The sequence below is a fragment of the Clostridium brassicae genome (genome assembly GCF_026738875.1).
Classification (GTDB): domain Bacteria; phylum Bacillota; class Clostridia; order Clostridiales; family Clostridiaceae; genus Clostridium_H; species Clostridium_H brassicae.
This window is the reverse complement of sequence record NZ_JAPQFJ010000005.1, coordinates 186,214-212,955: the sequence shown is the minus strand read 5'-3', so window position 1 is coordinate 212,955 and position 26,742 is coordinate 186,214. Positions and strand designations below refer to the sequence as shown.

Annotated in this window: 28 protein-coding genes and 1 pseudogene; 28 read left to right on the top strand and 1 reads right to left on the bottom strand. The window is 28.1% G+C overall.

The features are described 5' to 3' along the window. Window positions 1-605 precede the first annotated feature (605 nt). The 12 genes from OW729_RS07300 to OW729_RS07245 all read left to right on the top strand — a co-directional run bounded on the left by OW729_RS07300 (window position 606) and on the right by OW729_RS07245 (window position 11,971). On the top strand, window positions 606-1,301 hold the full coding sequence (locus OW729_RS07300) for a sensor histidine kinase (protein WP_268060820.1): 696 nt from the start codon (window positions 606-608) through the stop codon (window positions 1,299-1,301). Between the two features lie 39 nt (window positions 1,302-1,340). Further along, a complete protein-coding gene (locus OW729_RS07295; protein WP_268060819.1) occupies window positions 1,341-2,135 on the top strand; it encodes a YhfC family intramembrane metalloprotease in 795 nt (264 codons plus the stop codon). Further along, window positions 2,119-2,508 (top strand): DUF3887 domain-containing protein, encoded by a 390-nt coding sequence (locus OW729_RS07290; protein WP_268060818.1) that lies wholly within the window; start codon window positions 2,119-2,121, stop codon window positions 2,506-2,508. Before OW729_RS07295 ends, OW729_RS07290 begins: the two co-directional genes overlap by 17 nt. Window positions 2,509-2,858: 350 nt before the next feature. Further along, entirely contained in the window at window positions 2,859-3,368 is a 510-nt protein-coding gene (locus tag OW729_RS07285; protein ID WP_268060817.1) for a hypothetical protein, read from the top strand. 117 nt (window positions 3,369-3,485) lie between these two features. Further along, entirely contained in the window at window positions 3,486-4,334 is an 849-nt protein-coding gene (locus tag OW729_RS07280) for a flagellin N-terminal helical domain-containing protein (RefSeq protein ID WP_268060816.1), read from the top strand. A 509-nt stretch (window positions 4,335-4,843) separates the two neighbouring features. Beyond that, entirely contained in the window at window positions 4,844-7,585 is a 2,742-nt protein-coding gene (locus OW729_RS07275; RefSeq protein WP_268060815.1) for a sigma 54-interacting transcriptional regulator, read from the top strand. Window position 7,586: 1 nt separating this feature from the next. Then, on the top strand, window positions 7,587-8,423 hold the full coding sequence (locus OW729_RS07270) for a sugar phosphate isomerase/epimerase family protein (RefSeq protein ID WP_268060814.1): 837 nt from the start codon (window positions 7,587-7,589) through the stop codon (window positions 8,421-8,423). Further along, on the top strand, window positions 8,420-8,836 hold the full coding sequence (locus tag OW729_RS07265) for a PTS sugar transporter subunit IIA (protein ID WP_268060813.1): 417 nt from the start codon (window positions 8,420-8,422) through the stop codon (window positions 8,834-8,836). Before OW729_RS07270 ends, OW729_RS07265 begins: the two co-directional genes overlap by 4 nt. Before the next feature lie 15 nt (window positions 8,837-8,851). Next, the gene (locus OW729_RS07260; RefSeq protein ID WP_268060812.1) at window positions 8,852-9,322 is read left to right on the top strand and encodes a PTS sugar transporter subunit IIB; all 471 of its coding nucleotides are present in this window, start codon (window positions 8,852-8,854) and stop codon (window positions 9,320-9,322) included. A gap of 14 nt (window positions 9,323-9,336) precedes the next feature. Next, window positions 9,337-10,116 carry a PTS mannose/fructose/sorbose/N-acetylgalactosamine transporter subunit IIC gene (locus OW729_RS07255; RefSeq protein WP_268060811.1) on the top strand — a complete coding sequence of 260 codons (780 nt, stop codon included), beginning with the start codon at window positions 9,337-9,339 and terminating at the stop codon, window positions 10,114-10,116. After that, the gene (locus tag OW729_RS07250; protein ID WP_268060810.1) at window positions 10,103-10,939 is read left to right on the top strand and encodes a PTS system mannose/fructose/sorbose family transporter subunit IID; all 837 of its coding nucleotides are present in this window, start codon (window positions 10,103-10,105) and stop codon (window positions 10,937-10,939) included. The genes OW729_RS07255 and OW729_RS07250 overlap by 14 nt, the downstream gene beginning before the upstream one ends. Window positions 10,940-10,960: 21 nt before the next feature. After that, window positions 10,961-11,971, top strand: coding sequence for an SIS domain-containing protein (locus OW729_RS07245; RefSeq protein ID WP_268060809.1), 1,011 nt, complete (start codon window positions 10,961-10,963; stop codon window positions 11,969-11,971). Window positions 11,972-12,148: 177 nt separating this feature from the next. Here OW729_RS07245 and OW729_RS07240 read toward each other — a convergent pair whose 3' ends face one another. Next, the gene (locus OW729_RS07240) at window positions 12,149-13,021 is read right to left on the bottom strand and encodes an AraC family transcriptional regulator (protein WP_268060808.1); all 873 of its coding nucleotides are present in this window, start codon (window positions 13,019-13,021) and stop codon (window positions 12,149-12,151) included. 144 nt (window positions 13,022-13,165) lie between these two features. On the opposite strand from OW729_RS07240, the gene OW729_RS07235 reads away from it, so the two are divergent. The 16 genes and pseudogenes from OW729_RS07235 (at window position 13,166) to OW729_RS07160 (ending at window position 26,607) form a co-directional block, all read left to right on the top strand. Continuing rightward, complete coding sequence (locus OW729_RS07235; RefSeq protein WP_268060807.1) at window positions 13,166-13,981, top strand: alpha/beta hydrolase; 816 nt, start codon at window positions 13,166-13,168, stop codon at window positions 13,979-13,981. A 123-nt stretch (window positions 13,982-14,104) separates the two neighbouring features. Beyond that, window positions 14,105-14,548 (top strand): SufBD protein, encoded by a 444-nt coding sequence (locus OW729_RS07230; protein WP_268060806.1) that lies wholly within the window; start codon window positions 14,105-14,107, stop codon window positions 14,546-14,548. A gap of 190 nt (window positions 14,549-14,738) precedes the next feature. Beyond that, complete coding sequence (locus OW729_RS07225; RefSeq protein WP_268060805.1) at window positions 14,739-15,629, top strand: SPL family radical SAM protein; 891 nt, start codon at window positions 14,739-14,741, stop codon at window positions 15,627-15,629. A 247-nt stretch (window positions 15,630-15,876) separates the two neighbouring features. Then, window positions 15,877-16,044 carry a hypothetical protein gene (locus tag OW729_RS07220; protein ID WP_268060804.1) on the top strand — a complete coding sequence of 56 codons (168 nt, stop codon included), beginning with the start codon at window positions 15,877-15,879 and terminating at the stop codon, window positions 16,042-16,044. A 321-nt stretch (window positions 16,045-16,365) separates the two neighbouring features. Then, window positions 16,366-16,923, top strand: coding sequence for a bifunctional transcriptional activator/DNA repair enzyme AdaA (locus tag OW729_RS07215; protein ID WP_268060803.1), 558 nt, complete (start codon window positions 16,366-16,368; stop codon window positions 16,921-16,923). A gap of 14 nt (window positions 16,924-16,937) precedes the next feature. Next, window positions 16,938-17,648 (top strand): (Fe-S)-binding protein, encoded by a 711-nt coding sequence (locus tag OW729_RS07210; RefSeq protein WP_268060802.1) that lies wholly within the window; start codon window positions 16,938-16,940, stop codon window positions 17,646-17,648. A 224-nt stretch (window positions 17,649-17,872) separates the two neighbouring features. Further along, window positions 17,873-18,007, top strand: a pseudogene (locus OW729_RS07205) (MerR family transcriptional regulator); the annotation flags it as partial. Between the two features lie 132 nt (window positions 18,008-18,139). After that, window positions 18,140-18,610 carry a hypothetical protein gene (locus OW729_RS07200; RefSeq protein ID WP_268060801.1) on the top strand — a complete coding sequence of 157 codons (471 nt, stop codon included), beginning with the start codon at window positions 18,140-18,142 and terminating at the stop codon, window positions 18,608-18,610. Window positions 18,611-18,935: 325 nt separating this feature from the next. Then, on the top strand, window positions 18,936-19,586 hold the full coding sequence (locus tag OW729_RS07195; RefSeq protein WP_268060800.1) for a TetR/AcrR family transcriptional regulator: 651 nt from the start codon (window positions 18,936-18,938) through the stop codon (window positions 19,584-19,586). 59 nt (window positions 19,587-19,645) lie between these two features. After that, window positions 19,646-20,500 (top strand): CPBP family intramembrane glutamic endopeptidase, encoded by an 855-nt coding sequence (locus tag OW729_RS07190; protein WP_268060799.1) that lies wholly within the window; start codon window positions 19,646-19,648, stop codon window positions 20,498-20,500. Between the two features lie 771 nt (window positions 20,501-21,271). Then, a complete protein-coding gene (locus OW729_RS07185; RefSeq protein ID WP_268060798.1) occupies window positions 21,272-21,823 on the top strand; it encodes an RNA polymerase sigma factor in 552 nt (183 codons plus the stop codon). Next, window positions 21,820-22,575, top strand: a complete 756-nt coding sequence (locus tag OW729_RS07180; protein WP_268060797.1) for a hypothetical protein — start codon at window positions 21,820-21,822, stop codon at window positions 22,573-22,575. The genes OW729_RS07185 and OW729_RS07180 overlap by 4 nt, the downstream gene beginning before the upstream one ends. Further along, on the top strand, window positions 22,576-23,439 hold the full coding sequence (locus OW729_RS07175; RefSeq protein ID WP_268060796.1) for an ABC transporter ATP-binding protein: 864 nt from the start codon (window positions 22,576-22,578) through the stop codon (window positions 23,437-23,439). Window positions 23,440-23,448: 9 nt separating this feature from the next. Further along, window positions 23,449-24,717, top strand: coding sequence for a hypothetical protein (locus OW729_RS07170; RefSeq protein ID WP_268060795.1), 1,269 nt, complete (start codon window positions 23,449-23,451; stop codon window positions 24,715-24,717). A gap of 9 nt (window positions 24,718-24,726) precedes the next feature. Continuing rightward, window positions 24,727-25,917, top strand: a complete 1,191-nt coding sequence (locus tag OW729_RS07165; protein WP_268060794.1) for a hypothetical protein — start codon at window positions 24,727-24,729, stop codon at window positions 25,915-25,917. A gap of 198 nt (window positions 25,918-26,115) precedes the next feature. After that, the gene (locus OW729_RS07160; RefSeq protein ID WP_268060793.1) at window positions 26,116-26,607 is read left to right on the top strand and encodes a prolyl-tRNA synthetase associated domain-containing protein; all 492 of its coding nucleotides are present in this window, start codon (window positions 26,116-26,118) and stop codon (window positions 26,605-26,607) included. Window positions 26,608-26,742 lie beyond the last annotated feature (135 nt).

Below are 26,742 nucleotides of genomic sequence, written 5' to 3'. Positions count from 1 at the left end.
TTTTGTCTCTTTAATTAATTGTTTAATAAGTTCTTTTCTTGAAAAAGACATAATCTGTGCACCCTCCATTTTTATAAGAATATTATATCAATTCTTATGGAGTTTACACAGATTATTTTACACTCTCAGCTTATGTATTGTTTACTATAGTAATTTTAATATCTAAAATTTTTTGTGGTGAGCTTTCGAATTTAATTGTAACTATGGTTGCTACATCAATAGTTGGACACTTCCTTTATAATAAGAAGAAAATATATATTTTACATTACTGTATGTATATAGTGAGTTTGGTGGTTTTTCAAATTATAATTAATTTTATATTTTCAATAATTAGCTTAAATTTTAATATTAATTTTTATAGTGCTGATATATTTCTTATAACAGCTTCCATAATAGTGCAATTTGTTAATTTAAGTGTTTCAAGATTATTCATAATATGTTATAGAAAGAAAAAAATTGAGAAGATCACATCTATACAGTATTTGAACTTTCTAGTACTCCCTATATTTAGTATTTTTTATATCACTACTTTAATGATGTATATTCAAATTTATTTATCAATGGAAGATATAATTTTATTATTAACAAATATTGTTTCCATTATTGTGCTAAATATATTTATTACAAATATATTTCAATCAATATCAAAAAACAATGAACTTAAAAATGAATTGCAGCTTTATGAGCAGCAAGCTAAAATTCAGTATGAATATTATACGTCTTTAGAAAGTAAATATGAAAATTCTAGAAAAATTGTTCATGATGTAAAAAATCATTTACAGACCATAGAAAATCTATATGAGATTAATGAGCATGAAAAAGCTGAACAATATACTGAAGACATATATAAAATATTTGATAAGCTTGGTCAAAAATATTATACAACTAACAAAGTGTTAAACATAATTATCAATGATAAAATGCAGAGAGCAGAGAATTTTAATATAAGTTTAGATTGCAAAATAGGAGATGTAAACATAGAATTTATCAAGGACATAGATGTTACAACTATATTTTCCAATCTCTTAGATAATGCAATAGAATGTGCGAAAGATACATTTGAGAATAAGGTTATATTTTTAAGAATTGATAAATTTAATGACTTTATTGTAATAAACATAACTAATGCTTTAGAAAAACCACCTATAAAAGATAATGGAAACTTTAAATCAACCAAGAAAAATCATAATGGCATTGGGCTACAAAATATAAAGAGAGCATTAGAAAAGTATGAGGGAAACATGAGAATTGAATATGATGAAAAAGCTTTTAAAGTAAATATAGTTATTCCTAATAATTAATATAGGGGGCTATAAGAGGTATTTAAAGGAGTTGATTTCATGAAATTTTCAATAATAATATTATGCTTGATCATAAATATTATTATATGTTTTGGAATACCAATAGGTTATCTTATTTACCTAATAATGAATAAAAGATCTGGATTAAAATCATTTTTTATAGGCATTTTGGTATTTTTAATATCCCAAGTGTTTTTAAGAATACCAATTATTCAGCATATTTTACCTAAGATAGATTGGTACAATACCATGACTGCTTTTTATCCTATAATTTACTGTATATTTTTAGGCATAACTGCTGGATTATTTGAGGAAATAGGTAGATTTTTAGGATTTAAGTTAGCTCTTAAGAAAAAAAGAAGCTGGTTTGATGGAATTTCTTTTGGAATAGGACATGGTGGAATAGAAGCTATGATTATATCAGGTGTCGCTAGTATACAAAACTTATTAATATTAATTTCTTTGCATAAGGGAAGTTATGATGCTAGTAAATTTGGCATTAGTGAAGAAAAAATTAGAGAAATGTTTAAGGCAGTAACCGGTATGGATGTATTACTTGGAGGTATTGAAAGGATATTTGCTATTAGTCTTCATGTTGGACTAACCTTATTGGTACTATACGGAATAAATAAAAAAAAGAAAATATATTTATGGTTAGCTATATTGATTCATGGAAGTATTGATGCTGTTGTTGGTATTTTGCCTACATTAGGCTTTAACGTATATGTAGTTGAACTTTGGTGTGGAATTTGTGCTATAGCATTATTAATATTCTCTATAAAAATAAGATATAAATTTAAAGGAGATGTATATAAAAATGAAGAAATTATTTAAATTTATGGCAATAATTTTATGTATTATGATGCTTGGAGGATGTGGTGCTAAAAAATTAAGTTCTGCTTATAGTGAAGATAAGTTAAAGATTGCATCAGAGGAGATTATAAGCAATTTAGACAATGAAAAATATGATGATGTTGTGGCAAAATTTGATTCAGTATTAAAGGATAAATTGCCTGCAAGTAAGTTAAAAGAAGCATGGGGTAATTTTAAAAATTTAGGAAAGTATGATTCCATATCTAATATAGCATTTCAAGAAAAAAATAATAATGCTGTAGTTGTAGCTACAGCAAAATATGAAAAAGGTAAGATTATATTTACATTGTCTTTCAATAAAGATATGAAGTTAAATGGTATTTTTATGCGATGACTACTTGCTCTAATACTTCCATATTCTTAAAAGTGGGGGTGAAGAACGATATTATATAATAATCGAATATATACTATTGATATAAAATATTATGATAAGTGAGGAACTCATTAAAAGGTGAGTACCTCACTTTTTTTATGTGTACCTAGCATGGGTAACAACTTGATGGTGAAAGTCTATTTCTTTTGAAAGCAAAAAAGTTATAATTAATACAAGTGAACAGAATTTTATATCCATAGTTTTTATATAACAAATAAGGTTTAATATGGTATAATTGGACATGCGTGATTGTATTCTAATATTATTTTATATAAAACTCAAAAAATATATTTTAACTTAAGGAGAAAAATATGAAACAAATAAAGTTATATAACGTAATCTTTCCTATTTGGGTTTTAATGTTTTACCCGCCAATAATATTTATAACACTTATAGGTAATTTTATTATTGATTCATTGGTAGTAATAGCTTGTTTTTATGTGTTTAAGTTGGGAAATACAAAAATAAATCTAAAAACATTTTATAGAGAGAGCATAGCAGAAGTTTGGAAATTTGGATTTTTAGCTGATATTATAGGTGCTGCAATATTGTTATTATTATCACTTTGTGGAGATTTCTTAGGGTTACCTTATGAATTAATTGCAGGAATAAGTTATGATCCTTTTAGTAATGCTTGGGCGGTTATAATAATATTATTTACAATGTTTGTGTCAGGTTTTTTTATATTTAAGTTTAATTATAAAAATACTTTTAAAGAACTTATTGCAGATACAAAGTTAAGATTTAAAATAGCAATTACTATTGCTATTGTTACAATACCATGGACATTCTTAGTTCCAACTAAGTATTTTTTTGAATAAATAATTATTTTTACATTTTTATACTCGTTACGAGATGAATGTAAATATTATGATATAATAAGAATAGCTTCCACATGTGAATATGCAGTGTGTAATATCACGAGAGGGGATCTTGTTATGATAATTAATTATAATGCGAATGCTATGATTGCATATAGAAATATTATGATAAATGGTGCTTTGGCTGGAAAAGCCATGGAAAGGCTTGCTTCGGGTAAGAGAATCAACAGGGCGGCTGACGATCCGGCAGGACTTGCAATTTCAGAAAGAATGAGAGCACAGATAAGAGGATTGGAAATGGCATCAAGGAATGCTCAAGATGGAATTTCCATGATACAGGTTGCAGAAGGTGGAGTGAATGAAATTCAATCTATGCTTCAAAGAATGAGGGAGTTGTCAGTACAAGCAGCTAATGGTACGAATTCTCCCGAAGACAGGAAGCGTATCCAAGATGAAATCAATCAGTTAACAAAAGGGATTGATGATATTGCAAACAATACAGAATTCAACACTATTAAGCTGTTGAATGCTAATCCAGCAGGTGCAGGAGAAGTAAAACTTCAGGTCGGAGCTAACGAAGGCCAATTTTTTGGAATAAAGTTTCAAAATATGAATTCTGCAGCTTTAGGGATAAATGGAGATACGGGCGATGGGGTGGATATTTCCACTCCAGAAAAGGCGTCAGCAGCCATAAAAATCTTTGATGACGCTATTAATAAAGTTTCATCCTTCAGGTCCAGGTTGGGAGCATCATCAAATATGTTGGAGCATAGGATTAATTATTTAGAAAATACAATATGTAATTTAACAGAAGCCGAATCAAGAATCAGGGATGCAGACATGGCAAAAGAAATGATGAATTATACTAAATACAGTGTTCTTCAACAAGCAGCCCAAGCAATATTTTCGCAGGTACTCAATCAACAGGAAAGTACAATTCAATTATTGAAGTCTTTGAACAATTAAAATAATACTTTTCATTTATTTTTTATGATAGTTAAGTTTGTATTTTTGATCTCTTTTATTTCCCTTCATATGATTTTTTAATACGTCTTTATTTACTATTTCTCATTAGATTATAATTCTATATAAAACTTATTATAACATGCTTTATGCTTTGTCTTCAGCAATGCACCCCACAACAATCTAAAACTTGGATTGTTGTGGGGTGTTTTATAATAGTTACATTTCTAAAAAATCAAATATATTATATGAAAATGATCAAATATCAAAATAAAATTAGTTTTACTTCAACAGTTGATAAATAAAAAAAATAAGTGATTATTTAATTAAACAGTGTTGATATTAATACAAACGATTACAATAGTGTTGTATTTTATCAAATCTCCATACTTTTCATAAAAATAATTATAGCATATAGACAAAGGAACAAGCTCTTATGGAGATTTGAAAATTGTTTTAGTTTTGTTTTAATATGCTTATAGACGAATTAAGAAAAAAGAAAGAGGTTTAATATGAAGTATTTAAGCACAAAGGAACAATTAAAAGAATATCTTTCTCAGCAAACACCAATATTTAAGATTGAAAAATTATCTTATTTTACAACTAAACATATGAGCAGTTACTTTAATATTTCTAGATCTGTTACTAGTCAATATCTTAATGAATTATATAAGGAAGGAGAACTTATAAAAATAAATTCTCGTCCTGTATATTTCTTAGATAAAAAATCTATAGAGAAAAAATATGGAGAAATCATAGAAGACCATGAATTTTTTAACATATCAGATTTAATGAAAACTTTAACCAAAAATAAATTTGTTCAAAAAGATTTTTATAAGGCCATAGGGAATAATGGATCCATAAGTTATACCATTACCCAATTAAAAACTGCTTTACTATATCCTCCTCAAGGGTTGCCTATTGTTTTGTATGGAGAAGAAGGTGTAGGAAAGGAATTTTTAGCAGATCTCACTTTTGAATTTCTAAAAAATGAGAAGTTATTACAGAATGAAAGTAAATATATAAAAATTATCATACTAAAAAATACAACCACAGATTATATAAAAGAGATATTTGGATATAGAAATTTAAGCTCAGGTGAGATTAAAACTGGTCTTTTAGAAGAAGCCAAAGATGGTATGATCTATATTTCCAATGCTTCAAGTATGAGTGAAAAGTGTCAGCAAAAATTAAGCGAATATTTAAGTTTAGGTAAGTATACTTGTGTAAATGATGTTCAAAATATTCAAACTTCTAGAACACGTGTAGTTTTAAGTACATTAGAAGATCCTTATCAAAGTCTTTCACAAAACCTACTAATTAACATACCTGTTGTTGCTAAAATCCCTTCTTTGGATGTTAGATCTGAAGAAGAGAAAATAGAATTTATACTTAAATTTTTTACATTGGAGGAAGAGACAATTCAAAAAGATATAAAGGTATCTAAAAGATTACTTCAAGTACTTATGGATTATCCTTTTAGTAACAATTTAAATGGATTAAAAAAATGTATCCAAAGAATATGTGCAAATGCTTATCTTCAACATAAGGATGATAAAAGTTTAGATGTTTATATATACAATCTGCCAAGTGAAATACTTTCACATTTAGATGCAAGTTATAAATCTGAATTAAATGATGAAGAACTTATTTCAATTCATGATTTTAAAAAAAGTGAAACTAGTATTAATATACTTTACTTCTTTGATCATTTGATTGATTGCTATATAGAATATGAGAAAAACAATATAACATTTTCAGAGTTTTTAGACCAGGGGTTTCATCTTATGCGGGAATATTATGATTATATTATTTTCGAAGAAAAGTATAAAAATAGTCGTGTAAAAGCTGTAGAAAAGTTGATCAATAATATTTTAGAAGATGTAAAGTCAAGAGCACGAATTACTTTACCTTTAAATTGTGGTTTTACAATTAGCAGAATACTTAATGCTATACAAAAAATACAATCGAGTATTAATGTTTGGGAAAAAGAAAGACTTCATAATATTAAAAGTTGTTTTGAGACTTTGATTAAAGAATTACCTAATGAATATGTTTTAACAAAACAAATTGCTAAAAATATAAATAATACTTTAGATGTGAAAATCACTTATATTAATCAAATTTTCATACTATTAAATATTCATTTTTACAATAAAAATCTTAAAAATCAAGACATTGTAGGAATTATAATTTGTCATGGATATTCTACAGCTTCTAGTATATCTGATGCAGTTAACAGCCTTTTAGGTGAGAATCTTTTTGAAGCTATAGATATGCCACTAAATACAGATATTGAAGAGGTTGCTTTTAAAGTAAATGAGTATATTAAAAGTAATTATTACTATAAGAACATCATTCTAATGGTGGATATGGGATCTTTAGAAGGAGTTATTGAGCAAGTTAAAGGTAATGTAAATATTGGAATTGTAAATAATGTATCTACTAGTTTAGCTTTAAATGTAGGACTTAAAATAATACAGCAGATGGGAATAGAAAAGATTTTACAAAATGTTTGCAAAGAAAGTATATGCAAATATAAATTCATATCTGCAGTAGAAAAAGAAACTGCAATTGTATTTACTAGTGATGCAGGAGAAAAAGTAAGTTCAAAAATATCTGAACTTTTCAAACAAAGTTTACCAAAACAAATTCAGCTTAAGTTCTTGGATTATGATTATAAAAAATTAATGAAAAACAAATCAGAAGATATATTGTTTAAGAAATATGATGTGGTATTAATGATAAAGCCATACACACTAGATATTGAAAACATTAATAGTGTTACTTTAGAGGATATTGTTAATTTTAAAGATATTAGAAAGGTACATCAAGCACTTAAGCCATATTTAAGTGAAGAAGAAATTGAAGTTTTTAACCAAAGATTACTTAAAAACTTTTCATTGCATAGTGTAATGGAAAACTTAACTATATTAAATGCAAATAAGCTTTTAGATTATGTTTCTGAAGCTGTAAGCCATCTCCAAGTTTTATTAGGACAAAAATTTCAAAGTAAAACAATTATAGGGATATATATACACATATGTTTCCTTGTTGAAAGATTGGTTACTAAAAATGCTATAGAAATTTATGATAACTTAGATGGGTTTGAAAAGAGTCACCCAGATTTTATAAAGCATGTTCATAATAGTTTTGAATTGATGTTAAGGAATTATAATGTAGAGATGCCTATCAGCGAAATAGCTTATTTATATGATTATATTTTAAATGATAGAAAGGGAGGGGAGAAATAAGATGAATTGTAAGTTAGCTGCAATGAATTGTCACTATAGATTTTATCCATTGGAATATTTCTTTAGTAGTGCTAAGGAAAATGGTTTTAAAGCAGTAGAGATTTGGACAGGTCCTCAGCATTTTTACATGGATTACAAAAATTATGAAGATGTAAATAAGCTGAAAGAACTTTCTTGGAAGTACCAAATAGAAGTGATAAGTATATGCCCAGAACAAACAAATCCTAAACCCAATAATATTGCAATTAAAGATAATAAAAGGAAAGAAAATGTAAAAAGATATTTTTGTAATGCCATTGATGTAGCTTCTGAAGTAGGATGTAAGCATATTGTGATTACATCTGGATGGGCTTTTTATAATGAAAATTTAGAAGAAGCTTTCAATAGAAGTGTCCATATGATTAAAGATATTGCTATTTATGCAGAAAAGAAAAAAATTTATTTGGCTATAGAAGCGTTACAACCTATGGAATCTAAATTGGTAACCAATATATCAGATATTAAAAAACTTAAAAAAATGGTGAATTCAGACTACCTTAAAATTTGTATTGATTTTGGAGCTATGGCTAAGGCGGGAGAGTCCATTAAGGAGTACTTTCAAGCTTTTGGTAATGATATTATACATGTTCACTTTGTAGATGGAACTCCAACAGGACACTTAGCTTGGGGTGATGGGGAAAGAAACCTTGAGCAAGACATTAGAGACTTAGAAAAATGGGGATATAAAGGATATCTATCATTAGAAACAGCAAATGAAAGGTATTATGAAAACCCTTCTGAAGCTGATAAGAAGTCTATTATAGCATTTAACAAAATAATTAAGGAGAAAAAGATATGAGACATTTTATTTTAGCAAGTCATAGCAGATTTGCAGAAGGTATATATGCTTCAGTAAAGCTAATTGTTGGCGAACAAGAAAGGGTTACTATTTTAAACGCTTATGTGGAGCAAGGTGAAGATTTTAAAAAGAGAGTTGAGAGATTAATGAATACTTTTAATGAGAAAGACGAGATTATTGTTATTACAGATATTTTAGGTGGAAGTGTAAATAATGAATTTATGAATTACTTAAAAAGAGAAAAATTTTATTTATCAACAGGTATGAATCTACCTATGCTCATTGAACTTTTTGTTCAAGAAAAAACAGAAGATGATACAAAAAAACTTTTAGAGAATGTGACTAAAATAGGTTCAGAAAGTGTTTTGTTTTGTAACTCATTATTTTCAGAATCTGATGAAGAAGATTTTTAGAAAGAAGGGGATATTATGATTAAATTAGTAAGAGTAGACCATCGTTTATTACACGGACAAGTAGCATTTTCTTGGATGAATTCTATTGGTGGAGATTGTATTTTAATTGCTAGTGACGAGGTGGTAAAAGATGAAATTTGGAAAACCACTTTAAAGCTTGGGAAACCTTCTGGTGTAAAGCTTGTCATTAAAAATATTGAAAATTCAATCAAAGCGTTAAATAGTGGGGTTACAGATAAATATAAGCTACTTATTGTGGTACAAACTATTAAAGATGTAGCAAGATTAGTGGAAGGATGTCCACAAATTACAACAGTTAATTTAGGAGGGGTAAAAGATACTGAAGGAGCTAGACAAATAAGTAAGGCTGTTTTTGTTACAAAAGAAGATGAGGAAATATTAAAAAATTTGATAGGTAAAGGAATAGAGGTTGAAATTAGACAAATTGCAAGTGAGAAAAAAATAGATGCTAGAAGCGTCTTATAAAAGGAGGTGTTAAAATGGTTCAGGCCTTATTAATTGCTTTAGTTGCTGCAATTGGGGTAATGGATTACCAAATGGGAACTTTATACATTTTTAGACCTATAGTTTTAGGACCTTTGGTAGGTGCTGTTCTTGGAGATTTTCAACAAGGCGTTATAATCGGCGCTAGTTTGGAATTATTCTTTATGGGGGCTGTTTCTGTAGGTGCCTATATTCCGCCAGATACCATTGTAGGAGGTGTATTAGGAACAGCCTTTGCTATTTCTTTAAAAAAGGGACCTGAGGTTGCAGTGACACTAGCTATGCCTATTGCGTTATTATCTCTAGCTGTTGGAAACTTCATTGATGCTTTTGTTCCAATGATTCTAAAGTATGCTGATAAAGCAGCAGCTAAAGGAAATATTAAAGGAATATATTTTATACACTGGATTATTGGAGGATTAAATGTATTAAGGAGATTTGTGTTAGTTTTTGCGGGTTATTACATTGGAGTAGATAAAATGATAGTAGTTTTAGATGCTATTCCTAAAGTATTAATTGATGGTATGGGTGCTGCAGCAGGGTTGCTTCCTGCACTTGGTTTTGCAATGCTTATGAGAATGATCTTAAATAAACAATTAGTACCATTTTTCTTTTTAGGATTTGTGTTGGCAGCTTACATGAAAGTTCCAGTATTAGGAATTGCTATTCTAGGAGTTATTTATGTTATTGTGAAATTCGATTTCTTGAATCCAAATAAAAATGAACCTGCCATAGAAACAAATGTAGGGGGTGTTTTAGAAGATGAAGACTTTTAAAGATGAAAATAATGAAAAAATTATTACTAAAAAAGATTTAAATAAAATGGTCTTAAATCAAGGAAGTTTAGGAATGGAATTTTCATGGAACTATGAAAGACAGATGAATCTTCCTTTCGCCATGATGATGAACCCTATTCTTAAAAAAATATATAAGGATGATCCAGAGAAGTATAAAGAAGCTGTAATAAGACATTTAGAATTTTTTAATATAACACCTCAATTAGCTCCATTTGTTGGAGGAGTGGTAGCATCTATGGAAGAAATGCATGCAAAGGGTAAGGTGGAGTCTAAGTCTATATCTAGTGTAAAGACAGCTCTTATGGGACCACTTTCAGGTATTGGTGATTCTATATTTATTGGTTCCATTCGTGTAATTGCTCTTGGAGTAGGATTATCACTAGCTGTGCAGGGAAATATTTTAGGACCAATACTTTACTTTTTAATATATAATATACCGGCATTTTTCATTAGATTCTTTGGCGCAAGAAAAGGTTACGAATTAGGATTTAATTATCTTGCAAAGATGCAGGCAAATGGAATGATGGACAAGCTTATGTTTGCAGCAGGAATCTTAGGAATAATGGTTATCGGTGGAATGACTAAAGATATGGTTTACACAGAACTAGTAATGAAAATAGGGTCTGGAGAAACCGCTAAAAAATTGCAGGAAATTATAGATGGAATAATACCAGGGTTAATAGGACTTGGAGTGACATGGTTCTACTACTGGTTGTTAGGTAAAAAAGTAAATCCTATTTTCATTATTTTAGGAACAATTTTAATTGGTGTACTTGGTGCAAGTGTTGGTTTATTTGGATAATAAGAAATGGAGGAGAAATTTATGTTAAAATTTAACGAAGAAGAGTACAGAAAAAGTGCAGATTTAATTAGAAAGGCAAGACCTATTGCAGAAGCAGCAGCAGATAAAGTAGCAGCTGAAGGATACTCCAATATTTTCTTTACAGCTGTTGGAGGGTCCTTATCTCCTATGATGGCTATAGGGTGTATGTCAAAACAACTAACTAATATTCCTGTTTTTGTAGAACAAGCTGCAGAGCTTTTAACTTGCGGACATAAACAATTAACAAAAGATTCTTTAGTAATTACTTTATCAAAATCTGGAGATACAAAAGAATCTGTTGCTATAGCAGAATATTGTAAAAATAATGGAATTAGAGTTATTTGTTGTACAAAGAATGAAGATTCCCCACTAGCTTTAGCTAGTGATTATGTAGTACCTATGAAACATGAAAATGGAGTAGAATATGAGTATATGCTCCTTTATTGGATATTCTTTAGATTATTATATAAAGCTGGAGATTTTGAAGATTATAATGAATTTGGAGAACAGCTTTGTTTATTACCTGAAAACTTATTATCTATTAAGAAAAAGTTTGAGGAGAAAGCAGGAGATATTGCAAAAGAGCATTATAATGCACCTATACAATACTGGATTGGTGGATGTGAAATGTGGGGAGAAGTATATTTATTCTCCATGTGTATATTAGAAGAAATGCAATGGATTAAAACAAAGAGTGTAACTTCCGCAGAATTTTTCCATGGTACCTTAGAATTAATTGAAAAGAACACAAGTGTATTCTTAATTAAGGGAGAAGGAAAAGGACGTCAATTGGATGAACGTGCAGAAAAATTTATAAAAACTCACACAGATAATTTGGTAGTAATTGATACACAAGAGTATGCTTTAGAAGGAATTGATACAAAATTCAGATGGATAATAGCTCCAACTATTTGTTCTACTATATTAGTAGATAGATTGGCTTTTCACTTTGAATCCTACACCAAACATAACTTAGATTACAGAAGATACTATCGTCAATTTGATTACTAAAATTAAAATACAACTAAACAATAATATATAATAGAAAGCCTAATAAGTTAATAGAACCCCCAGTAAGTACGCAATACATCGCTTATTTGGGGTTTTTTATTATAAAGTAAGATTCTTATAGTATTATTTTCCACAGTAAATTGATAGGGTTAGTTCATTTCAGCTTTGCTAATTATTTTATGGTTTGAAATTAGTTTCTTTAAATTTTGTTGGTGAAACATTATAATGTCTTTTAAATAAACGGCTAAAATAATTTATACTATCAAATCCACATCTTAATGCTATTTCAGTCATATTTAGATCGTCTTTATTCAAATAGTCAACCGCCTTTTCCAGTCTTATTCTATTAATATAATCTGTAGGTGTCTTGCCTGTCATTTCCTTAAAAATTCTGCAAAAATGATAGGTACTTATATGTAAAATATTTGCAAGATCAGAAGTTGCTATTTTTTTAGAGTAATTATTGTCTATATATTTAAAAATCAAATCAAAACGTTTCAAATTATTTATTTTTGAAATAAGTTCTTTTCTAGTCAAAAATTTACTAATATATTTTCTTAATAAAAGAACGATTAATTTGTAAATGAAAGATTTTACAGCAAGTTCGTATCCAATTTCCCTAGAAAAATATTCTTGTATTGTTATAGTGATGCAGTCTAATATCTCCTTGTCATTTTCAATTAAATTTTGAAAAGATATTTGATTTTGTGACAGGGGTGAAAGGAATTTTGTCTGGCATAAATCAACTTGATTACTGAACAGGAATGAAGAATCAATACGAATTGTATAAAACTTCAGATCGTCACTTAAACTTTCAAGGGAATGTAGTTCATTATTGTTAATGACCACAATACTGTCAGTTTTAACAAAATAACGTTTTTTATTACATTCGACTAAAGCCTTGCCTTCAGTAAAAAAATATAGCTGCATATTTTCATGCCAATGTGTATTAAATTTTCTCCCTTTCTTGAAGTTTTCTGCTAGAAATATATCTATACCCAAATTTGGATTGGGCATTTTTTTATTATAATAAGTTTGTAAATTTTTCATATTTATATCCTCATGTCAAAATTGTGCTAAATTTCAGCAATACAATTCTTTAATTATATTGTGAATATAATTATTATAATACAAGTACGTTCTATTGTGAACATAACGATTTAAATCGAAAATTTAAAAAAGGGTGGTATAAAAATGAATAAATCAAAAGTAGAAAAAGTAAATTTTTATAGCAATATACTTGGTAAGAAAATGTCAGTATTGGTGTATTTACCTGAAAGTTATAATAGTCTCATTCCTTTACCTGTATTATATTTTCTACATGGAAGAAGTGGAAGTGAAAATATAATGTTTGAAATAGATATAAACACTAAAGCTGATAGAATGATAAAAGATGGGGAAATTAAGCCTATGATAATCGCATGTCCAAGAATAGAAAATAGCAGGGGGTTAAATTCATCTCTAATCAGTAAAGAGGTGGCTGATCCTGGAGACAATAATAGAATCATAAATTTAGGAATGTATGAAGATTATTTTATGAAGGAAATAATACCTTTAATAGATAAAACTTTCAATACTATAAAAGATAGAAAAGGAAGATATATAGGAGGGGTGTCTGCTGGCGGATATGTAGCCCTTCACAATACACTAAGATATCAGCATATATTTTCAAAAGTAGGAGGACATATGCCTACTTTAGAATTGGAACTTGACGAGGAAGATAAACCATATTATAAAGACATGGATGTATGGGAAAAATATGATCCAATATATATTGCAAAAAATAATAATATTTCTTCTGATATTGATGTCTATCTTGATGCTGGAGATAAGGATGAAGGTAGATTTTATGAAGGCTGTTCGATTTTACATAAAATATTGAAAGAAAAAGGAGTGAATTGTGAAAATTATATATTCCCTGGTAATCACAGTGCTCAATATATAAAATCAAATATTGAAAAATATCTGAAGTTTTATGGAGGAAAATTAACAATCTTTAATAAATCTTAAAAAATAAAAGCACTAAATTTATAAAAGTGATAAAATTAAATTGTAATAGGTAATAGAAAAAAGATACAAATTTTAACTTTAGATAAAAGGAAATTTATTTGTTACAAAAGGTGAGGTGAGTTTATGAATAATATTACTGAGTTGGTAACAGCTTTGTATTCTAAAGATAATAAAATTGCTTACAAATGTTTGAAACTTCTGGAAGCAGAAAGTGAAAACTCTAATAGTGTTTATGAGTTTTTTGACAGGTTCGTTGAGATGATGGAGGATAATAATTCTTATATTAGGACAAGAGGACTTATTTTAATAGCTGCAAATGCAAAATGGGATATAGATAATAAAATTGATGAAATTATTGATAATTATTTGAAACATGTTTTAGATGTGAAACCTATTACAGCAAGGCAATGTATTAAGTCACTACCTAATATTGCAAAGCATAAACGGGATTTAGTAGCATGTATTACAGAGGCTTTATTAAAAGCAGATACAGAAATATATAAAGATAGTATGCAGACATTAGTGTATAAAGATATTAGGTCTACTTTGGAGAAGATAAAAGGTTAGATTATGTTTAGTTATGAGTAGATAAAGAAATTTAATGATATAGATATGATAATCTATAGTCGAAAAATAAGCTAATAAATGAATGATACTATAAAATATATTACACTAAGTTACATGTCAACTATTAAAATCGTTTATTTGTTAGTAGGGTGGTTAAATTATGCAATCCATAATTTAGGGAGGTGAAAGAATGGCAAAGTATAAAGAAATTACTTGTAATGTGGCTTGTAATAAATTAAAAAGGAAATTTCCCTTTGCATGGGATTTGAATATATATCGTGGTTGTGAGCATGGCTGTAAATACTGTTATGCTATGTACTCACATCAATACATAGGTTCTGAGAAATACTTTGAGGATATATATGTTAAAACTAATATTGTTGAAAGATTGGAAAAACAACTCAGCAGCCGTACCTGGAAAAGAGAAGTTGTTAATATTGGTGGCGTAACCGACAGTTATCAGCCAATAGAAGCACAGTACAAAATAATGCCAGACATTCTACGGTTAATGATAAAATACAAAACACCTTGTATCATCTCTACAAAGTCAGATTTAATTTTACGAGACTATGATTTAATTGAAGAACTTAGCTCCATTACTTATGTTAATGTTGCAGCAACCATTACTTGTATGGATGAAAATATTCGTAGAAAAATAGAACCAAACGGTGTGGAATCCCTTAAAAGATTTGCTATGTTAAAGGAATTTTCAAAGACAAAGGCATCCACGGGACTTCACTTTATGCCAATCATACCATATATAACAGATGGGCGAGATAATGTTGACAATCTATATTCTAATGCTGCTGATTGTAAGGTTAGTTATGTTCTACCTGGAGTACTTTATCTAAGAGGAAAGACACGCTACGTATTCTTTGATTTCATAAAGAAAGAGTTTCCACATTTATATGAACCACTACAGACATTATATAAAACAGGCGGTGCAAATAAGGAATATAAGGATAAGCTGTACACAATGGTTAATGAATTAAAAGATAAATATAATTTTTCGGGTAGTTATTCAAAGCCAATGAAAGATAAATTAAATAAATCTGATAATGAACAACTATCTTTTCTATAGCTTTTTATATGATATATAACTTGTAGTTTAATAGATAGTGTAGATTATAACTATTTTAAGATGTAATAGTAAGATTATTATAAGTAGCTGTAATTTAAAATTCATTACAAATAACAAATTTACAGAGGTGAAACTAATGATTGGGTTAGCAGGGGGAATTGTTAAAATATTGCCTTTATTTGTTTTATAACTTTAAAGCAATTCAAATTTATAATGCTCTAGAACTGGAACTTAAGATATAACATACATGTTGCCAAAATTGAATGTCAATATTATAGAAGAAATGATAGCAATGATTTTGTATAATAACTTCATGGCAGGTGATGATATGTATTTTGAGCATGGAGAAAAAGAAATAGAGTATCTGAAAAGTAGTGACAAGCTTTTAGGTGAAGCCATCATTGATAAAAATTGAACATATTTACAGAAAGGTTGATGATAATCTGTTTTCTGCGGTTATACATAAAATTATCAGTTAGCAGATTTTCACAAAGGCACAGAAAACAGTCTGGAGAAGATTTTGAAATGAGCTTGACACAGTGAATCTAGAAACAGCATGTTCAAGTAGCAGGGAGTATAAGTATGTAAGAGTCTATTTCCTATACAGAACAGTAGTAAGTCTGTATCTATAGTTGATGGCAGATAGAGCCATATGGAAAATGCATGATTATACACTACTAAGCAAAGTGGAAAAGATAAAAATTAAAACTAAGGAAAAAGAGAAGGAAGTGGTTAGATGACACAAGAAGAAATGTGGAAAGCAGTCAAAAATAATGATGAAAGATATGACGGGATATTTTTCTATGCTGTTAAATCCACAGGTATATATTGCAGGCCTTCTTGTAAATCTAAACTGCCGAAAAGAGAGAATATTTGCTTTTTTAATACCTCCCATGAAGCAAGATTGGCTGGGTTTAGACCGTGCAAAAGATGTCGGAGTGATTTGCTTAATTACCAGCCAATGAAGGACATTGGCCAAAAGATAAAAAAATTAATAGATAGTACATTCCAAGTTAAAATGGATATCAATGATGAATTAAAAAGTATTGGTCTTACACTTCATAGGATTAACGAAATATTCAAAGCTCAATATCAGGTATCAGTCTCGGAATATCTAAATAATTTAAAATTGGAAGAAGCAAAAAAGCGCTTAATACATACGGATGATAAAGTGATTGATATTGCATATTTGGTGGGCTTTCAAAGTGTTTCAGGGTTCTATAGATTTTTCAAAGAAAACACCGGTTATTCACCTGCTAGATATAGGAAGGAGAAGAAAATAAATAATGTATAATATGGAGGTAAACCATGAAAGAATATAGAATACAGAGTATTAAAATCTCGGATATAGACATGGATAAATGCTATTTTAACCCCGGTTGTGCGATGACTACACACAATCCGGAGAATGAGAAAAAGATACATGCCATTTTAAATGAGTATTTTGGACCTGTAAAGATGCACAACCGCTGTTGCAGGCATAATCCAAACCTGCCAAATGGCTCCACCATAATAAACAATTGCGCGGGTTGCGACAGACGTTTCCGATCTCTCTATGAAGGCATAAAAACAATATCGCTTTGGGAAATTCTTGACTCAATTGAAAATCTTCCACTGCCAAATTATTTGGGTGTTAAAGTTTCAATTCAAGACTCATGCTCTTACAGACCAAAGCCACAGGTGCATACAGCTGTGAGAAGTTTGTTAAAGAAAATGGGTATTGAAATTAAGGAGGCAAAATGTCATGGTACAAGTTCAATTTGCTGTGGAGATAACTTTTATCCGAATTTGTCTATTAAAAAGGTAAATGAATTGCAAAAGGTTCGAGCACAGCAAATGCCCTGTGACGATGTTGTTGTATATTGCGTTTCGTGCGTAAAATCTATGACAATAGGGGGAAAATGTGCACATCATTTGATGGATTTGGTCCTAAATCAGCCAACATTTGCCGGAGAAACACGGCTTGATGTATATCACAACGGACTGTTGGAATATATTAATAAAAGTGTTCAATTTTAATATATAAGTTATTGAAAAATATAGTAAACTTAGCACAAGTAAAATAATTAAATCTAAGCAAGCACAGCCCTTGAACTAAGAGGATTTGCTTGCTTTTTAAGCATGTAAAACCTTTGACTGTCCAGTAAATCTGTATTGTAATAAATTAAGGCATATAAGAAATTCAACTTGTGAATATAAAATTATAATTCTTTTATAAAGTGCTGACTCTAACACCACGTCATATAAAAGATGTTAAAGATATAATGTTGAGCCCATACTTTGATAAAATGCAAGCTCTAAAAAATCAGAAAAGATTGCTTATTTTAAAACGTGATAGAGTGGATGGTTTAATAAAGCTTATAAATAAAACATTAAAAATAGTAGATAATGTACTTAGTAAAATATGTTATAATTTACTAAAAGATAAATAGTAAATTTATAAGTGAGCTTATCTAAGGATAATTTATTTTGATATATAATTGGCACTTATATTTTTAGAGGTGATAAAAATGATATTAGAACCAGATGGAGTAGGCACGGTAGTTGTTTTGATAAAGTTCAATAATTTCTCACAATACTATGTCACAGATAAAGAAACATGGATTTTGAATGAGGAAATTTTAAAAAGTGCTTTCAGGGAGAAGGGATATGAAATACCCGAATATGAAGAGGATATTAGATATGGCTTTTCAATATTATCAGAAAAAAACATTGTTAGTTTTCTAGACAGAGTTGCGGAGTTTAAAGTAGGTAAGGAAGAATTAGCAGAATATTATACAGTATATAAAGAATTATATGGTGTTATAGATGTAAATTATACTGCTACGCCAATTTTTTATATTAATTTTGATAAAAGAGAATTCTATTCCTTTTTTACGGAACCAGGGTCATATGAAAAGTATATGCCATGTGGGTGGAATGGGTATGATAAAGCGGGAGAATATGATGAATATGTTCCATCAGAAATGAAATACTGGTAATTTATACAAGTATAAGTTGTAAACATCGGAATCCAATTCTTATTTAAAATTAAGTATGATAAATAGTAAATTAATTGACTAAAGATTATTTATGTGATGAGAAGGTTTTATAAAAGTATTTTTGGGAATTAAAAAAGTGTTATCACTTGCAAGTGATACAGAAAAATGTATCATATACAAAATAATTTAACTTAAGTCACCACTATTAAAAAATAGTTTTTAAAATGAGAGTAATCTCATTTTTTTTATTTACATTAACTATTAGATAAAGTAAAATAGAAATATAAAAATGAGATGAGTCTCATTTTGGGAAGGAGAGAAACTAATGCCAAAAGTAAATAAAGACTATATTAATAAAAAGAAAACACAAATATTAGATGCAGCCTTTAGGATATTTCAACAAAAACCATTATATGAAATAACTATGCTAGATGTTATAAGGGAAGCTGGTATAAGTAAAGGGGGGATATACAGGTATTTTAATGATATTGATGAAGTTATTATAGCTTTAATCAATAAGAAAACGGCTCAAAACAATTATAAACATAAAATTGATCAGATACTAACAAGTAAAAATACTACAGAAGGTATAATTGAAGCCTTATTTACTTTTTTGGGGAACTATATTAATGAAAGTTCATCAACACTTGGTAAATTTCAATTTGAACTTACTGTATATTTGTCAAATCATCCTGAAAAAGGGGAAAAATTTAAAAGTCTCCTTACAGAGCAGGAAAATGGACAATATCTTGTAGGTTCACTTTTTAACAAGATAATAGAAGGAGTGAATAAGGGAGAGTTTGAGGCAAGTTTTCCATTACATGATATCTTTACTTATATTACCACTACAATTGATGGTGTGGTTAATAAAGTTGTATTACAAAAATGTTATGGAGCTAATGAATATAGCATTGATGTCATAAAGATTTTTAAGATTATATCAAACTCAGTTTTACATATGTTAGCGGTGAAATAGTTACATATCATAAGGTTTAACATGGTAAAACCTATGAAAAAATTTTAGGGGGATTATGCATGAAAAATAAGGAGCTAAAGGAAGTTACGATATTTTTCCTAACGACTATATTCTTAAGTTTATTCGTGTTTTGGGGGCCAATTGCTTTATTTAAAGTTCCAACTATGGGTTTTAGTAGAGGAGCGATTGGGCCAGTTTGGGCTATTATACTGTTTGTTATTGGAGGCTTTGCTCCTTCAATAACAGGAATAATTCTTACTGCTGTTTTTGAAGGAAAAAAACAGACTAAACAATTATTAAAAAAAGCATTTCAAATTAGAATTGGTTTTAAGTGGTTTGCTGCTATTAGTTTGACAGCAGTTTATTTTGTTGTATCTTGGAGTATTATCTATTTAGCTTTGGATGGAGACTTTAATTATTCTAAAATCTTAACTATACTTCCTACCATTCTTCCTTTGTTTATACTTGGACCTTTATCTGAGGAGTATGGTTGGAGAGGCTTTGCTTTAAAAAGATTATTAAAAATTGTGAGTCCTAACATAGCAAGTTTGGCGATTGGTTTAGTCTGGTCTTTATGGCACTTGCCATTGTTTTATATAGTAGGTACTAATCAGTACGAACATAATCTGTCATTTTTTACTTTCGTGATATCCGTTACTAGTAGTTCTTTTATTTATACTTATTTCTATATTAAAACAAATCAAAATTTGTTTACAGCGGTATTTTTTCATTGGGTATACACTTTTCTTTCGGATGTAGTGCATGGTGGTATTGTAAAATCAAATTTATTTAATTCGTTAGAATTTGTACCAGTACTTATAATTGGACTAGTATTTGCTTTTGTTCTACATAAGGTACAGCCTATAGCAAATAATAGTAATGTTAGTAGTACTATTGAGGAGAATGTATGCTGATATCAATTGAAAAGTAGAATCTTGAGATATATACAATAAGGATTGTGAAACTAGTATTCTTAATACTTTTTATCAAACAAAATTTTGAATAACTATTTATGAATAAGATTAGTTAAATCCAAGCAAGTAATATGTTGGGATTCTAATTTTTGTAGCTTTATTTATTTTATCATTTAGAATAAGGTGATGAATATTAAAGAGGACAATAAATAATAAAAATTAATAAAAGATCTAAATATCGCACTATTCATAATGGAAAATGAATTTGCGATATTTTTTTTGCACAATTTTCTTATATTACACATTATAGATGGACAATTCCATCTATAATTTTTATACTATATTTTAACATCATATAAAAATATAGTAATTTTTAAAACTATTTTCATCTTTATTACGAATACATAAACAGAGTTCTTAATTTCAGGTGAAGTTTTTACTCCATCTGAAAGTTATTAACAGAATTCTTAGGAGTTTTACTCCTTAGAAGTCGTTATCCTTTAGGAGAAACCGTTATCCAGGGTCGTACCATACTTTACTCCCACTTTAGAGAAAAGCAGAGAGTCCAAATTTTCCATTTGGTGCGAATCGCTTTCACAGAGTGTGATGGGAGTATTAGAATGGTTAGACATCGGATAAACAAAGACATAAGATATCAGTTTTAGGTTGTGGTTTAAAAAAGTGTTGTTTTTGAAGTTATACGAAATCAACAATTTATTAAAATGTATCCTAGTTTTAGAGAGGCAATAAGAGAAGGGGTTATAAAATGGTATGTACCAAGATTTAAAGCTTATTAAGTTAATACAAAAAAAAGGTGATAGAACTGCAGCTAATGCCTTAATTAGTTCACATTACAAAGAAATATATGCATATGTTTTTAAACAAACCAATAATAGAGAACTCTCTTTAGACTTAACTCAAGAAATTTTCATTGGTATGATAAAGTCTATCAATTACTTTGAAGCAAAAAAAGCTTCTTTTAAAACCTGGCTTTATAAAATAGCAAACAATAAAATAATTGATCATTATAGATCTAAATATTATAAACAAGGTATTAATCTTGGAAATATTGATGACTTAGAATTTAAGGATGATTCAAACATTGAAGAGGATTTTCTTATAAATGAAGATGCTAAAGAGATAATGGAAATTATAGGTCAAATGGAAGCCAGTACTCAACAAATAATAAGATTAAAAATTTTTTCTGATATGACATTTAATGAGATATCAAAAGTTTTAGAAGTTAAAGAGTCTACAGTAAAAACTAGATATTATTCAGCTATTAAAAGAATAAATAAAATTCTAGAGGAGGGACTAGTATGAAGAAGGAGGTTAATTTTCCATCATTAGAGGAGATGAATGTTGAAATAGATGAAATTTTAAATAAAGGATTAAAGAAGAAAAAAAGTTTTTTCTCTTATATAACTTCAGCTATAAAAGAATTGGGATTTAAAAATATATTTCATGATAAAAGCGAATTGATATTTATAGCTATTGTGTCATTGATATTCTTTGGTTTTATAGGTGGACAAGTTGCATTGGGTATTAGTGAGGAAGATATATACAGGCTATACGGATATGTTTTTATAGCTTCTCCTATTATGTATGTAATAATTTCATTATTTTCTTTTATAAACACTAAATTAAAGGGAACTTATGAAATAGAGGCTACATGTAAATACAATCTCTTTAATCTAGCAGCTATAAGGATGTTTATTTTCAGTATATTAGGAATGATTTTAAATTCTTTTCTAGTAGCTAGTATATATTCTATCTTTGATAGTTTCAACATAATAAGAGCATACGTCGTATCTATAACTTCATTATTTTTATTTTCTACTATTTTTATATTGGTAATAGTTTATTTAAAGAGAACTATTTACAAGTACTTAGTTATAAGTGGTTGGATTTTAGTTAATTTAGTTTTGGTAATTATCAAGAATTCATTATATATAGCTTTTCTTATGTATGTGCCACTATATATTCATTTAATTATTACAGTAATTTGTCTAGTTATTTATATTAAAGCTTTAAAGAAACTCATATATGTGAGAAAAGAGAAAGGAGAAATATAAGTGTTATTAATAAATAATTTAAGCAAAAGTTTTGGAGATTTTTCAGTTTTAGAAGATATAAATTTAGAGTTGAAGAAGGGGGTATATGGGTTACTAGCACCTAATGGGGCAGGTAAAACAACACTAATTAAGATGCTTACAACATTAATTTTTCCAGATAAAGGGGAGATTTTATACAATGGAACTAATATTGTAAGTCTTGATGAAGAATATCGTAGTATATTAGGATATTTACCACAAAATTTTGGATATTACAAAAATTATTCGCCTAAGCGATTTTTATTATATTTAGCAGCACTTAAAGGTATAGAAGAAAAAAAAGCTAAAGATAAAGTGGTAGAAGTTTTAAAACTAGTTGCATTGGAGGATGTTATAAGTAAAAAAATGAAAAAATTTTCAGGAGGAATGTTACAAAGGGTTGGAATAGCTCAGGCACTTTTGAATGACCCTAAAGTTTTAATTTTAGATGAGCCTACTGCAGGATTAGATCCAAAAGAAAGAGTAAGATTTAGAAATCTTTTAAGTGAACTTGGTAGAGATAGAATAGTTATAATTTCTACTCATATAGTTAGTGATATTGAATTTATAGCTAACGAAATAATTATGATCAAGGATAAAAAAATACTATATAAAGATACTGTAGAGAATATATGTGGAACTATTAATGGTAAGGTTTATGAAACAGAAATTCCTTTTAATGAAGCAGATGAGTTTAGAAAAAATCATATTGCTTTATCTGAAAAACAAGAGAATGGAAAAATGAAGATAAGATTTATAGAAGATAAGAATAATCAAGATGAGTGGACTTTAGTTTCTCCTAACATTGAAGATGTTTTCCTTTATGAATATAACGAAGGAGCTTAAGGATAAGTTATGAAAATAATAAAAAATGAGATAAAAAAGATAGTTAAATCACCAATTATAATTGGATTAACTACAATATTTATAATATTTAATTTATTCATAATCAATCAAAAATTCAGTTGTAGAGAAGACTTAAAAGTTTTAAATAAAATAGTTAAAGAAGTAGGATATAAAATAGACGAAAATATGCTTGTAAATTTTAGAAATTATTATAAGCAAAATCTAAAGGAAGCTAATAAAATAATTAATTCAAAAAGTAGAAGAACCTATAAAACCTTAGCAGAATTTTATGATGAGATGAATGGGATGGGGTTAGAAAATTATAGTAAAGAGGAACAGAAAAAAATTAAAGAAACAGCAATAATAGAGAGCTATTACTATTATATAGACCAAAATGATATAGATTATAAAGAAATAGATCTAGAAAAACTTGCTGAAGGTGATATAAAAGCTATGAGATTATCTGGAGCTTTGGCGGAAACCGCAAGAGAAAATTACAAAAATTTTCAAGAAAGGCTGGATAATATAAGAACTAGTGGAGAATATAGAAGTTTATTCTTTCAAGGACAAGCTTATGCGATGCACTCTTTTTTATTTAAAGATATTTTAAGAAATATTATTTTTGAGATTGCTATATTAGTGTGTTTAATTATAGCATTTATAGTAAATTATGAGTTTGATAATAATACAAGTTTAATAACTTACTCAACTAAAAGAGGAAGAAATTTAGTTAAAGATAAGATTTTAGCAGGCTTAATATCTATAAATTTAATAACAACAATTATACTTGGGATAACTTTGGGAGTATATTTTTCTGTGTTTAGCTATGATGGACTTTGGAAAGTGCCAATTAGCAGTTATTTCAATTGGGAACCTAGCCACAACATGCCATTTACTAGCTGGTTTTCAATAAATCTATGGCAGTATTTAGTTTTATCAATAATTTTAGTATACGCAGTTGAAATGATTTTTGTAGGTATAGTTTTTTTGATAAATAGAGTAACTAAAAATACATACATAGCATTTTCCCTGTTTTTTATAATAGGAGCTTTTGCAATATTATTACCATCTTTTTTGCCTACAAATAATAATTGTGTCATTTACTCCACGTTTACACCTTTTTCCTTAATAATGAATCCACAGTATAGGTTCATGCTAAGTGGAGCCTTTACTAATTATAAATATTATGAGCTTATAACAGTTTTCATATGGGGAACTGCCATACTGGTTACTAGTGTATTAAGTATAAAAAAATTTAAAAAAGAAGACTTAAAGTAGGAGGAAGAGATGAGAATTTTCATAAATGAGCTGAAAAAAATATTTAATCTTAAAAATATATTAGTATTATTATTAATAAATGTTGCACTGTATTTTTTATTTGTAGAGTTTGATATAGAGTATTTTCCAAATGGAAGACCAGAAAATGATGCTTATAGGATAGGAGTAAGTATCATTAATGAAAAAGGAAATAACCTTAAAGATGAAGATACTAATTATCTTTGCAAGATGAAAGAAAATATGAGAAAAAAAGCAAATGATTATCTTAAAAACAATGAAAAAGCAAAGAAGCTTAATATAAAAGATTATGTTAATTTTGAAGAAGAGAGATCAAAAGCACAAGGAGCAAGATCAAAAGATTTGGAAAATTTTCATGATGACATATTTTTTAAAGATGGAGTTAATGTATTTTGGGAATTACAAACTATAGATTACTATATAAATAATTTTAAATATAAAGAAGAGCGTTTAAAAGTTTTACAAACAGAAGAAGATCATTTTAAGTTCTCACAAACTAAAAAGGCTTATAAAGATAGATTAAATGAAATTAGAAAAAATAAGTCACAAAATAGTATATTACCATGGTTTGTTTTTGAAAACTATAATAACCTCATCAGATATAGTTCTATAGCTATTATAATATCAATAATATTTATGATTGCACCTATATTCACAAGAGATGCTAGAAACTCTTTGGAGTTACTACAGTATACCACTAGAAAAGGACGAAATTTATATAAAGATAAAATTAAAACAGCAATTATAGCATCACTGATAATTATGACAATACAACTAGGAGTATTATCTTTCTTGTATACCACTCGTACTTATAGTGTAAATATGTTTTATAATTCAAATATTAATTCTTGCTTTACTGGTTATTTATTTTGGGTTAATATAACTTTTATACAATATATAATATTAACAGGAGTATTACTATATATTGTTGGAATTATAGTTACTTTAATAACCTGTTATGTATCAAGAAAAATTTCAAATTATATGCCTCTTATAGGAACTTTAATACCAGTGTCTGTATTTTTAATCTATATAACTAAATCTGTAATAGTAAATATAGTTGGAATTATAGGTGTATTTAAGTATAAAGTACCAATTATAATAGCTGTACTAACTTTAATAAGTACTACATCAGTAGTCACTAGATATAGAAAAGAAAAAAAGATAGATATAGTGTTGTAAATTTAATTAAACTTGTTTTCAGATTAATTGTCATATGTAGATATATAGTTTTTTAATTATTTGTAATTTTATAAACATATGCTATATAATCGAATAAATGAACAATTATAAGAAATTAAGAAAAACTATTAGAAATAATATTAAACAAATATAGTTTTATGAAAAAACATATTGAATGTGTGATAGGAGAAGAAGATCATGAATAGTATTCGTAACATAGTATTTGATGCCTTGGCAAGTATGAAGATCTCATATGATGTTATTGAACATCCACCAGTATATACCATAGAGGAAATGGATAAATTGAATATCGACAGTAAAAATGAAGTGGTTAAAAATTTATTTGTTCGAGAAGATAAGAAGAAAAGATACTTTTTACTAGTTCTTCAAAAAAATAAGCGAGTTGATTTAAAAGGAATTAGAAAGAAATTAAATTGTAGAGCACTTAGTTTTGCTTCAGAAGAAGACTTATACAAATATATGAAATTGAGCAAGGGCTCTGTTACACCTTTTGGAATATTAAATGATACTGATTGCAAGGTGGAAGTGATCTTGGATAAAGATATTTTATTATTTGAACGCATAGGAGTACATCCAAATGATAATACAGCAACTGTTTGGATTAGTCCAAAGGACTTAGAATCTATAATAAAAAATCATGGAAACAGTATTTCTTATATAGAAATTTAAAATACAGTGGGTTTATCAAATAAATAAAGACTTAAAGCTAATGAAATGAAATGTATAGCTTAAGTCTTTATTTATTTGATAATTTAGTAGATGATTTTAGCAATTTAGGAACAATATTAGTCTAATTACAATGAT